This is a genomic window from Bacteroides sp. 214 (assembly GCF_010501015.1).
GTDB lineage: Bacteria > Bacteroidota > Bacteroidia > Bacteroidales > Bacteroidaceae > Bacteroides.
Window position 1 is genome coordinate 1 of sequence record NZ_QVML01000004.1, and the last position, 11265, is coordinate 11265.

The following is an 11265-nucleotide window of genomic DNA, read 5'->3' on the forward strand; positions in this document are numbered from 1 at the left end:
CAAAAATAAAGGCATTTAGAGCACAGTTCAGAGGAGTAAGGGAAAGGGAATTCTTTATATACAGGCTGACAAATATTTATGCATAAAAATAAAATCCCTCAGGTTTTTACGTTGATCCATTTTTACAGGGTTGTCCTAAAAAGAAAAATCCCTGAAACATAGACAGTTTCAGGGATTTGCTTCGTTTTGCTACTCTTTTTAAGTGGTGCCACCAGGAATCGAACCGGGGACACAAGGATTTTCAGTCCTTTGCTCTACCAACTGAGCTATGGCACCTTTGTGATTGCGGGTGCAAAATTAAACCTTTTTTTTTAATCCCCAAGTATATTCGCGAATTTAATTAAAATATTTGCAGAATTATTTGTGTGAAAGAAAAAATACGTAATTTTGCAAACGCAAACAGCAGCGGAATGTAGCGCAGTTGGTAGCGCACTACGTTCGGGACGTAGGGGTCGGGCGTTCGAGTCGCCTCATTCCGACAAAAAAGGTTTAACTTTCAATAAGTTAAACCTTTTTTGTTCCGCTTAAAACTCTTTTCCTTGTTTTAATAATTCTACATATTCATCAATCTTTTCCATCTCTTTAGGGATGTTGATGCGCTGTGGGCAATGTTCCCGACATTTGTCGCATCCAATGCAATGATTTGCTTGGCGAAGTTTTGGCACGCTACGATCGTAACCTATCAAGAAGGCGCGGCGAGCCTTACGGTAATTCTCATCTTGCGAACTCTTTGGTACATTTCCTTCGGTAACACATTTATTATAATGTAGGAATACGCTTGGGATGTCTATTCCGTAAGGGCATGGCATACAATATTGACAATTGGTGCAGCGGATGAGTGGGAGTTCTACCATCATGTCGGCAATCTCTTTCAAAAGAGTGTCTTCTTCGTTAGAGAGTGGCTCTAGTGGTGAGTAAGTGCGGAGGTTATCTTGTAAGTGCTCCATATAAGTCATGCCACTAAGCACGGTAAGTACCCCCGGAGGAGTACCCGCAAAGCGGAAAGCCCAAGAGGCAATGCTCTCTTGTGGGCGACGGCGTTTAAGCATCTCTGCCATGTGAGCGTTGATACTCGCTAATCTTCCACCCAGAAGAGGCTCCATGATGACGGCAGGGACGTTGTGCTTTACCAATTCAGTATAAAGGTACTCCGCATTTACGTTTCTACCCGATGCATGATTCCAATCCTGATAATTGAGCTGTATCTGGCAGAAATCCCACTGTATATCCATAGCAAGTAAATGGTCAAACACTTCGACTGCTCCGTGAAACGACCATCCCAGATTACGAATGCGTCCGGCTTCACGCTCTTTTAAGAAGAAGTCGAGCAGCCCATTGTCTATGAAGCGGCTTTCGAATGTGGAGATACCGTTGCCGCCACCTACCGAATGAAGCAGATAGTAATCGATATAATCTACTTGCAGGTCTTTCATGGATTGGCGATACATGGCAATCCCGCTCTCAAGTGTATTGTTGCGCGAAGACTTGGTGGCAATAAAGTATTTATCTCGTGGATGGCGACTTAGTGCAATGCCCGTTGATGCTTCGGACCAGCCCTGAATATAAACCGGAGCGGTGTCGAAGTAGTTTACGCCGTGTGCAATGGCATAGTCAACCAGCCTGTTTACGGTTTCTTGGTCAATTTCATCGCCACTGCCATCTTCTTTCTTCTTCATAGGCCAACGCATACATCCATACCCCAGTAGCGAAACTTTATCGCCCGAGTGAGGATTGGTGCGGAAGGTCATTTTGTCTTTGGGTATTTCGCTCGATTCGGCTGCATTGTCCGATGAGTTTTCTTTCGGGCTACAGCCATACAAGGAAGTAGTGGCAAGCGCTCCAGCTCCCAATACCTTAAAAAACTCTCTACGGTTTATCTTGTTTTTCTTATTCTCTTTCATTGTACTTCAGCTTTTGTTGTGGTTAAATAAAGCTATGTCTTTCATGACCTTCCACATGAATGGCGCTGAATGGACGCGCCGGACAAAGGTTCTCGCATGCACCGCAACCAATACAACGGCTGGTGTCAATGGCGGGAATCTTTATAGAGTTGGGATCTTTGGTATTGCTTGGAACCATCATAATAGCTCCCGTAGGACAGTGGCGTGCGCAGTTATTGCATTTCACCCCTTTAGTGGTCAGGCAATTCCTTCTGAACCACACCGCGTGTCCTATTTGTATAGATGATTTTTCGGCTACGCTGATGGGATGTATGGCATGAGTGGGACAAACCTCTGCGCACTTGGTACATTCGGGACGGCAGTAGCCACGCTCGTATGACATCTCGGGTTGCATAAATCGGTCTAATTTTTCGGATGGGCGAAGTACCTGATTCGGACATACCGAAACACATAGCTGGCAAGCCGTGCAATGCTGACCGAAATTCTTTGCACTCTCGGCTCCGGCAGGAAAAATAGGTGTGGTGCGTTTAGGTATTTTCTTGTCTTCGATAATTGCCAGTCCGCCATCTACCTTTCTTTCTTGTGCTTTCAGCGTGGCGCTCACAGCGACCATGCCTACTGCCGAAAGGAAGTTGCGGCGTGAAGAATCTTTGGCATCTTTTTTACCTCTGGGGCGTGCATAAGTGAGTGCGTTTTTGTTGCACGTGCCAATACAGTTCATACATGCCACACAGCGGCTGTAGTCAATCTTTTGGTCTTCTGGGTTGATGCAGGAAGCCTTGCAGTTGCGTGCACAAAGTCCGCATTTGTTGCACTTATCAGCATCGATAATCGGTTTGAAATAGGAGAAGCGAGAGAAGAAGCCGAGCAGTGTTCCTGCTGGACAAATGGTGTTGCAATAGGTGCGTCCGTTTCGCCAAGCCAATATACTGATTATAGTAAGTGTTGCGATGGCAACTGCCAGTGTTAGCCCACTTTTCAGCCATACCTCGGTAGAGTAGAAGAGATAGCTATCGGCACGTTCGGCAACGCAAGCCAGCAAATTGTTTCCCCACTGATACACAGGTGCAAAAATCGTAGAGGCTATGCGTCCATAAGCACTGTATGGTTCCAATATAGCAACAAGCCAGTTAAACCCCATGATAAGTGCTAATACAAAAACACCCAACAGCGTATATCGTAACCACGAAATGGCAGGTGAGAATCTAAAACGGCGTTTCTTTTTCTTTCGTTGGGCAGATACCCATGATACACCGTCTTGAAATACGCCCAGCGGACAAATCACCGAACAGTAAACGCGCCCGAAGAGTAGCGTGAGCAATATCAATACAATAATGATACCGATGTGCAACGCAATGATTGCCGGGATAAGTTGAATGTGAGCTAACCATCCCAGCCATTTGTGTAGACCCCCTGTAAAGTCAAGAAACAGCAACGTAAGCAGCGTGAACCAAAAGAGAGCCGCGCCAATCCTTGTTTTTCGTAACATAGCCGTAATTTTATTATTTCGTGTAAAACCGCATAAAAATAGCGTATTATTTCTATCTTACAAAAAATACCTGCCATTTATCCCTTGGTTTTTAGGATTTCATTGTGTGTCTTAAAAAATGATACATCAACAATAGCTCGTCAGAAAGCAATGCATTAGCGATATAACTCAATGCATTAACAGTATAACTCGTTGCATTAACGAAATAACTCATTGCATTAATTAAGTGCTTATTCATTATAACGCATTGCTATACACTCCCAAACGGCATTTATCGAAATAGGTCTTCACATTCACAAACCGCTGTAAGTGAATGACGGTAAACGAGTTACGTGTGAAGACCCCCTGTTTTATCCTTCACGAGGTCTTCACAGCCAATTTTCTGACTGGTTTTGTGTTAAGAAATCAGTGAGAAACGAGGTGGAAATCAGTGAGAAACGAGGTGGAAATCAGTGAGAAATGAAGTGAAAAACAGTGAGAAAAAACATTGCTTAAAGCTCTTATTAAAATAGACTCCGTCAGCCATAACCTCATCTCCCGTCTGCCTATACTTCATGCTCCGTCTGCCATAGTTTCATTGCCCGTGCACCTATGACTCACGACCACTCAGCCGTAGGCAGAATGTGTTAAATTCAACATAAATTCAGATAAATACTTGTTGTTATAATTAAAACTGGTATTTTTGCCAAATAAAGAGGTGTATATCACCTACTAAAACAACATTACTAATTTATAAAACATTTTATCTATGAAGACAAAATTACTTTTTGGTATTTTTATGATGTGTGCACTGTTTAGTGCAAAAACTGCGATGGCGCAAGATTGGACTAATGTTAAAGTGTATGATCTTGAGGTATGGAGTGCGGCTACTGTTGCTAATCTTGCTGCTGATACAGAGAATTGGGAAGCTGATATGAATGGAGACGTTGTTCGACGCTACAAAAATAAAGTGGCAACTGTTGATAAAGGGGTGTTCAAAGCAAACAATGTTGAAATAGAAGAACTTAAGGGTTTCCTAATTGGAGGTGGATCCCTCAGTGCAGGTAACTTTAATATTCGCCATAATTGGGAAGGCAATATGGGTGTTCAGTGTGGTAGTTCAAATAAAGATGTTATTATTAAAGATCTAGTCGCAGGTCAAAAAGTGATAGTTAAATTTATAAGTGCCAAAGATAGTGAGGCACGTGGATTTTCCAGTATTACTAACCTGACAGGAGAGGTTGGTCCTACTACTTGGGGAGACCCCAAATCTGTTGTTACTAATGAGTTTATGGTTGTAGCAAACGGAGATGTGTCTCTCAAATATAGTGGTGGTATTATATTAAAATCAATAACTATCCAAGAGGTTTCAACCGGCATCGGCGAAGTTGTTGCAGAAAAAGCAATCGTAAAAACAGAATATTACAGCGTGTCAGGTGCTAAATTGGCAGAACCTGCAGCAGGCTTTAATATCGTAAGATATATATACGAAGACGGTTCTTCAAAAGCAACTAAAATGTTTTTGAAAGACTAATAACGTCTTTTTATGAAATAAGAAGAGCCGGTGAACTTTGCGTCACCGGCTCTTTTAGTATTAAAAAAAGAAAAGGCACCCAAGAGTGGAAGCCTCCTAAATGCCTATTCTTTTGATTGTAGCGCGACCCAGGATTGAACTGGGGACCTCATGATTATGAATCATGCGCTCTAACCGGCTGAGCTATCGCGCCATCAATTTGTGATTGCGGGTGCAAAGATAGAAGTTTTTTCTTATTCTCCAAAAAATAGATTTTATTTTGTGCAAGATTTCTTTCAATAAATAAAATTACCAAAAGAAATCTTTTTCACTTTATATAGTGTAATTCGGAAAAAGTCTTTATATTGCCAGCAATAACCGTTTAACGCAGAAATTATGAAAAAAGAGAAAGTACATGTAGAGTATCTATTGAACCCAACATCGAAGAATCTTGTATGGTCGGCTATCAGTACACCTTCCGGAATGGAAGAGTGGTTTGCAGATAAAGTAATTTCCAACGATAAACTTGTAACTTTCTATTGGGGGAAAACAGAGTCAAGAGAAGCAGAAATAACCGCTATAAGGGCTTATTCGTATATTCGTTTTCGTTGGCTGGATGATGAAAACGAACGCGACTACTTTGAAATTAAAATGACCAATAGCGAACTAACCAACGATACTGTGATAGAAATCACTGATTTTGCCGACCCTGGCGAAGTAGATGATATGAAAGAGTTGTGGGATTCTCAGATAGAAGCCATGCGAAGGGCTTATGGTTTCTAATTGTTATAAAAGGTTGCGTTTTTTTCTGCAATCCCTTTTTTGTGCTAATTTTGCGTTTTGAACACTCAACGACGTGAGATGCCGGGCATAAAAAAATTAGATCGCTTTTTGTTAAAGAGTTACTTGCTGACATTTGCCGGCACGTTTCTTATCTGCCTATTCATTTTTATGATGCAGTCCTTATGGAAGTATGTAGATGAATTGGTAGGTAAGGGGCTGGAGATGAATGTGCTTGCCTCTTTTTTCTATTATTCGGCATTAACCTTGGTGCCTGCGGCACTTCCGCTTGCCATACTATTGGCTTCTCTCATTACATTTGGTAATTTCGGCGAACGATACGAGCTGCTGGCTATGAAGGCGGCGGGTATATCATTGCTCAAAATCATGCGACCGCTTATTGTACTTACCATGTTCTTGTGTTGCGTCTCCTTTTATTTTCAGAATGTGGTAGGGCCTTATGCCAACGTTAAACTTCTTACACTGCTATACTCGGTAAAGCAAAAATCGCCCGAACTCGAAATACCCGAAGGCGTGTTCTATGATGGAATAGATCAATATAGTATTTATGTAAAAAAGAAAGATCGCAACACAGGGATACTCTATGATGTGATGATATACGACTTTTCTGAGGGATCTGATAAACCCCACATCATTGTTGCCGATTCGGGACGCTTGCAAATGACTGCCGACCAGCAACACCTCTATTTGCATCTTTACAGTGGCGAATCTTTTCAAAATATAAAAGCACAACAATCAAGCTCCAGTAGTGTGCCCTATATGCGCGAAACATTTCGTGAAAAACATACGCTGATAGAGTTTGACTCGGGCTTTAATATGATGGACGAAGGTTACGCTACCAACCAATCCATAGGTAAAGACATGGCGATGCTAAGTCACTCCATCGACTCTATGACGACGGTAACCGATAGCATCGGGCGTAAGAATTTTAAGGATGCTAAGCAGGGGGTATTTCTCTATTCGCCATCGCTAAGCAAAGAAGATACGCTGAAAATGGCAGAAGCACGACTCACCAGCTTTAATGTGGATAGCCTTTATGCGAGTGCGACTCTGGCGCAGAAGCAAAAAACAATCAATTCTGCTGTAACACGTGCCGAAAGCTATAAGCAAGATCTAGAGTTTAAGAAATACACCATTAACGAAAGCGATCGTAACATTCGTCGCCACAAAACAGAATGGCATCGTAAGCTCTCTATATCGCTTTCCTGTCTTATATTCTTTTTTATAGGTGTGCCATTGGGTGCTATTATCCGTAAAGGAGGGCTTGGTATGCCAGTGGTTATTTCGGTGTTGCTCTTCATTTTTTATTATGTAATAGAGAATATGGGCTACAAAATGGCGCGCGATGGTAAATGGATAATGTTTATGGGTATGTGGCTTAGTACCGCTATTCTTGCGCCGCTCGGAGCGTTCCTTACTTATAAGTCCAATAATGACTCGGTGGTATTCAATGCCGATATATATACTGCATGGATTAAGCGTGTGGTAGGTATACGCACTGTGCGGCACATGACGCGTAAAGATGTAATTATCGACGATCCGGATTACAACAGGCTGCCAAGTGGGTTGGAGAAACTTACCGCAGCTTGCAATCAATACCTTGTTACCCACCGATTGACGAAAGCACCCAATTATTTCAAATTGTGGATGGTCGAAAAGGAGGATAAAGAGATTGTTGATATAAATAATCATTTGGAAGAGCTGGTTGATGAGATGTCCAACTCAAAGTCTACGTTAATCCTCAATTCGCTGAATAAATACCCCATCATTCCTACTGCAGCGCATACCAAACCATTCCGTATAGAGTGGATTAATATGCTTACGGGGCTGCTGGTGCCTGTGGGGCTATTCTTTTATTTCCGCATGTGGGTTTTCCGCATACGGTTGAAGAAAGATATTGAAAAAGTAATAAAAATAAATGGCGATATACAAACCATGATTACCGAAAATAAGATATAAGAATATGGAAGATTTTAAATTGAATACCATAGAAGAAGCGATTGCCGACTTTAAAGAAGGCAAATTTCTTATTGTTGTTGACGATGAAGACCGTGAGAACGAAGGTGATTTTATTATTGCTGCAGAGAAAGTAACTCCCGAAGCGATAAATTTCATGCTAACTCATGGACGTGGCGTGCTTTGTGCGCCTATTACCGAAGAACGTTGTGCCGAATTAGAACTCGAAATGCAGGTTTCGGCAAATACTTCTATCTACGAAACTCCTTTTACTGTAACGGTAGACTTGCTTGTAGGTTGCACCACTGGTGTATCTATGCATGATAGAGCGGCAACTATCCGCTCGTTGGCAGACCCTAATACAAAGCCAACGGATTTGGGTCGCCCGGGACACTTAAGTCCGCTTCGTGCCCGAAGCAGAGGAGTGCTTCGTCGTGCCGGGCATACTGAAGCTACCATAGACCTTGCCCGTTTAGCAGGTTTGTACCCTGCCGGCGCGTTGATTGAGATAATTAACGAAGATGGTACTATGGCGCGTTTACCACAACTTATTGAAGTGTCTAAGAAGTTTGATATAAAAATTATCTCTATAAAAGACCTCATTGCTTATCGTCTTCAACAAGAATCAATAGTGGAGAAAGGCGAAACGGTAGATATGCCTACGCAATATGGGCATTTCCGTTTGACTCCTTTCCGCCAGAAATCAAATGGCATGGAGCATGTAGTTCTTACAAAAGGAACATGGGAGAAAGGCGAGCCGGTATTAGTGCGTGTTCACTCTTCGTGCATGACGGGTGATGTCTTTGGCTCTTGTCGCTGTGAATGTGGCGAACAACTACATAAAGCTATGCAGACGATTGAGAAAGAAGGCAAAGGTGTGATTGTTTATATGAGTCAGGAAGGTCGTGGCATTGGACTGATGAATAAAATAGCCACTTATAAATTGCAGGAAGAAGGCTATGACACTGTGGATGCCAACCTGCATTTGGGCTTTAATGCCGATGAACGCGACTATGGTGTAGGTGCGCATATGCTTCGTGAGATGGGTGTAACCAAAATGCGGCTTATGACTAACAATCCGGTAAAGCGCATTGGCTTAGAGTCTTATGGTTTGGAAATAACCGAGAATGTGCCTATTGAGATTACCCCCAATAAATACAACGAAAGTTACTTGCGTACAAAGAAAGAACGAATGGGTCATTCGTTACATATGAAGAAGTAAATTTGTTGAATAGCTTTCATAATTCAATGAAATCAACTATTTTTGCAGCAAAATTAAAGAAATAACCAAATATTAGTTTACAGATGAATCAGTTATCAGACCGTTTGAACAGCTTGTCTCCTTCTGAGACATTAGCTATGTCGCAAAAGAGCAACGAATTAAAAGCTCAAGGCATTGATGTTATTAATCTGAGTGTTGGTGAACCCGATTTCAACACGCCCGACCACATTAAAGAGGCAGCAAAAAAAGCAATCGATGAGAACTATTCTCGTTACTCGCCCGTACCGGGTTACCCTGGGCTTCGTGATGCTATTGTTGCGAAACTAAAGAAAGAAAACGGACTTACATACACTGTAAATCAAATATCATGTGCTAATGGTGCCAAACAATCGGTGTGTAACGTAGTGTTGGCATTGGTAAATCCGGGCGATGAAGTGATTATCCCTGCACCATACTGGGTAAGCTACCCCGAAATGGTAAAGTTGGCGGAAGGTAAAAGTGTTATCATTCCTGCAGGTATCGAACAAGATTTCAAGATTACTCCTGCACAACTCGAAGCGGCTATTACTCCTAAAACAAAAGCAATCATTTTGTGTTCTCCGTCTAATCCTACCGGTTCGGTGTACTCTAAAGAAGAGTTGGCAGGACTGGCTGCGGTACTGGCAAAGCATCCACAAGTTATTGTTATTGCCGACGAAATCTACGAACATATAAACTATATCGGTAAGCACGAAAGTATGGCGCGGTTCCCAGAGCTGTTTGACCGTGTGGTTATTGTAAACGGTGTTTCTAAAGCATACGCTATGACCGGTTGGAGAATTGGTTTTATAGCCGGACCGCAATGGGTTGTTTCTGCTGTGAACAAATTGCAAGGTCAGTACACTTCAGGACCATGTTCCGTATCTCAAAAAGCTGCCGAAGCGGCTTATCTGGGTTCTCAGGAACCGGTTGCACAAATGCGCGAAGCTTTCCAACGTCGTCGTGACCTCATTGTGAAGTTGGCGAAGGAAGTACCCGGTTTTGAGGTGAATGTACCCGAAGGTGCTTTCTATTTATTCCCTAAGTGTGACTACTATTTTGGTAAGTCAAACGGTGCGCATAAAATTGAAAATGCTGCCGACTTGGCAATGTACCTGCTTGAGGTAGGTCATGTGGCTTGTGTGGGTGGTGCAGCGTTTGGAGCACCCGAGTGTATTCGTATGAGCTATGCGACTTCGGATGAGAATATAGTGGAGGCCGTTCGTAGAATTAAAGAAGCGTTAGCGTTGCTGAAGTAGTTGAATATATCAACATAAAACTATGAGAATAAAAAAAGAGGAATCAATGATTGGTTCCTCTTTTTCGATTTTTTCTAACTATCTATTATTCCGGGTGGATTGCTTCAGAAGGACAAATATCTGCGCAAGTACCACAATCTGTACATACATCAGGATTAATAGCATAGATATCGCCTTCAGAGATAGCTTCTACCGGACATTCGTCGATACAAGATCCGCAAGCGATACAATCTTCGTTAATTACGTAAGCCATTTTTCTAGAATTAAATTATTATTATCTGTATTAATATCACGAGCAAAATTAGGTTATTTATTTGTACCTCCCATAGAAGTTGAATGAATTTGAGCTAATTTGTAAACCTTCTAAATAAAATGGGCAATAATTGCAAACTCGAAACGTTTTATGTAGTGTGAAGAGAGTTTTATTTATAACATTGACTATCTTATTAGCTACATGTGCTTTTGCGCAAAAGCGCAAAGTACAGAACCGCCCTTATATTGACCAGCGGAAGTTTCATTATGGCTTTCTGATAGGTATGCACACGCAAGACCTGCAGCTTGTGAACAATGGTTTCATAACGGCAGACGGACAAACCTGGTTTGCCGATACACCCGAGTATTCGCCGGGTTTTAATATTGGAGTGCTTGGGGAGTTTTACCTGACGAATCATTTGGCATTTCGTGTTATTCCTTCACTTTACTTTGGCGATAAAACGGTGGTTTTTAAGGAACAAGCCACAGGAGAAGTGCATCGTCAGCAAATCAAATCGAGCTATATCTCTGTACCACTTAACCTGAAATTCAGTTCCGAACGCTTTAATAATTATCGCCCTTATCTCATGGCAGGTATAAATCCGGTTTACGACTTAGGTGTGAAGCGGCGTAATGCCTTGCTGATGAAATCGGTAGATTGTTACATAGAGTTGGGATTGGGATGCGATTTTTATCTCCCGTTTTTTAAGTTCATTCCCGAGCTGAAGTTTTGTTTTGGCTTGAGTAATCTCATAGACAAGGACCGAACGGACCTCACTGATTTGTCATTGTTGAAGTTCACAGAGTCTGTGGATAAAGGCAAGTCGCGCATGATTGTGCTTACATTCTACTTCGAATAACTGTTTTTTTGATTA

Annotated in this window: 9 protein-coding genes, 3 tRNA genes and 1 pseudogene; 8 read left to right on the forward strand and 5 right to left on the reverse strand. The window is 42.0% G+C overall.

Going from position 1 to position 11265, the window contains the following annotated elements; translation table 11 throughout:
- A pseudogene (locus tag D0T50_RS13930) lies at positions 1-86 on the forward strand (ISL3 family transposase); the annotation flags it as partial.
- A gap of 117 nt (positions 87-203) precedes the next feature.
- On the opposite strand, the gene D0T50_RS04620 reads toward D0T50_RS13930, so the two are convergent.
- Positions 204-276: transfer RNA gene (locus D0T50_RS04620), tRNA-Phe, on the reverse strand.
- 130 nt (positions 277-406) lie between these two features.
- Here D0T50_RS04620 and D0T50_RS04625 point away from each other — a divergent pair.
- Positions 407-479 (forward strand) — tRNA-Pro (locus D0T50_RS04625).
- Positions 480-524: 45 nt separating this feature from the next.
- Here D0T50_RS04625 and D0T50_RS04630 read toward each other — a convergent pair.
- Positions 525-1901 carry an aldo/keto reductase gene (locus tag D0T50_RS04630; RefSeq protein ID WP_163222342.1) on the reverse strand — a complete coding sequence of 459 codons (1377 nt, stop codon included), beginning with the start codon at positions 1899-1901 and terminating at the stop codon, positions 525-527.
- A gap of 22 nt (positions 1902-1923) precedes the next feature.
- Positions 1924-3390: a 4Fe-4S binding protein gene (locus D0T50_RS04635; protein WP_163222343.1), complete on the reverse strand. Its 1467-nt coding sequence runs from the start codon at positions 3388-3390 to the stop codon at positions 1924-1926.
- A gap of 748 nt (positions 3391-4138) precedes the next feature.
- Here D0T50_RS04635 and D0T50_RS04640 point away from each other — a divergent pair.
- Positions 4139-4903, forward strand: coding sequence for a hypothetical protein (locus tag D0T50_RS04640; RefSeq protein WP_163222344.1), 765 nt, complete (start codon positions 4139-4141; stop codon positions 4901-4903).
- 119 nt (positions 4904-5022) lie between these two features.
- Here D0T50_RS04640 and D0T50_RS04645 read toward each other — a convergent pair.
- Positions 5023-5096, reverse strand: a tRNA-Met gene (locus tag D0T50_RS04645).
- Between the two features lie 182 nt (positions 5097-5278).
- Between D0T50_RS04645 and D0T50_RS04650 the strand changes: the two genes are divergently transcribed.
- From D0T50_RS04650 to D0T50_RS04665, 4 genes are all read left to right on the forward strand, one after another.
- The gene (locus D0T50_RS04650) at positions 5279-5665 is read left to right on the forward strand and encodes an START-like domain-containing protein (RefSeq protein ID WP_163222345.1); all 387 of its coding nucleotides are present in this window, start codon (positions 5279-5281) and stop codon (positions 5663-5665) included.
- A gap of 78 nt (positions 5666-5743) precedes the next feature.
- Positions 5744-7642, forward strand: coding sequence for an LptF/LptG family permease (locus D0T50_RS04655; protein ID WP_163222346.1), 1899 nt, complete (start codon positions 5744-5746; stop codon positions 7640-7642).
- A gap of 4 nt (positions 7643-7646) precedes the next feature.
- Positions 7647-8861 (forward strand): bifunctional 3,4-dihydroxy-2-butanone-4-phosphate synthase/GTP cyclohydrolase II, encoded by a 1215-nt coding sequence (locus tag D0T50_RS04660; protein ID WP_163222347.1) that lies wholly within the window; start codon positions 7647-7649, stop codon positions 8859-8861.
- A gap of 83 nt (positions 8862-8944) precedes the next feature.
- Positions 8945-10138 carry a pyridoxal phosphate-dependent aminotransferase gene (locus D0T50_RS04665; protein ID WP_163222348.1) on the forward strand — a complete coding sequence of 398 codons (1194 nt, stop codon included), beginning with the start codon at positions 8945-8947 and terminating at the stop codon, positions 10136-10138.
- Between the two features lie 85 nt (positions 10139-10223).
- Here the strand turns inward: D0T50_RS04665 and D0T50_RS04670 are convergent, their stop codons facing one another.
- On the reverse strand, positions 10224-10391 hold the full coding sequence (locus D0T50_RS04670) for a DUF362 domain-containing protein (RefSeq protein WP_163222349.1): 168 nt from the start codon (positions 10389-10391) through the stop codon (positions 10224-10226).
- Between the two features lie 157 nt (positions 10392-10548).
- Between D0T50_RS04670 and D0T50_RS04675 the strand changes: the two genes are divergently transcribed.
- Positions 10549-11250, forward strand: coding sequence for a porin family protein (locus D0T50_RS04675; RefSeq protein WP_163222350.1), 702 nt, complete (start codon positions 10549-10551; stop codon positions 11248-11250).
- Positions 11251-11265: the final 15 nt, after the last annotated feature.

Coding starts and splice junctions, on each gene's coding strand:
- D0T50_RS04630 (WP_163222342.1), bottom strand. CDS start 1,901: ATGAAAGAGAATAAGAAAAACAAGATAAACCGTAGAGAGTTTTTTAAG.
- D0T50_RS04635 (WP_163222343.1), bottom strand. CDS start 3,390: ATGTTACGAAAAACAAGGATTGGCGCGGCTCTCTTTTGGTTCACGCTG.
- D0T50_RS04640 (WP_163222344.1), top strand. CDS start 4,139: ATGAAGACAAAATTACTTTTTGGTATTTTTATGATGTGTGCACTGTTT.
- D0T50_RS04650 (WP_163222345.1), top strand. CDS start 5,279: ATGAAAAAAGAGAAAGTACATGTAGAGTATCTATTGAACCCAACATCG.
- D0T50_RS04655 (WP_163222346.1), top strand. CDS start 5,744: ATGCCGGGCATAAAAAAATTAGATCGCTTTTTGTTAAAGAGTTACTTG.
- D0T50_RS04660 (WP_163222347.1), top strand. CDS start 7,647: ATGGAAGATTTTAAATTGAATACCATAGAAGAAGCGATTGCCGACTTT.
- D0T50_RS04665 (WP_163222348.1), top strand. CDS start 8,945: ATGAATCAGTTATCAGACCGTTTGAACAGCTTGTCTCCTTCTGAGACA.
- D0T50_RS04670 (WP_163222349.1), bottom strand. CDS start 10,391: ATGGCTTACGTAATTAACGAAGATTGTATCGCTTGCGGATCTTGTATC.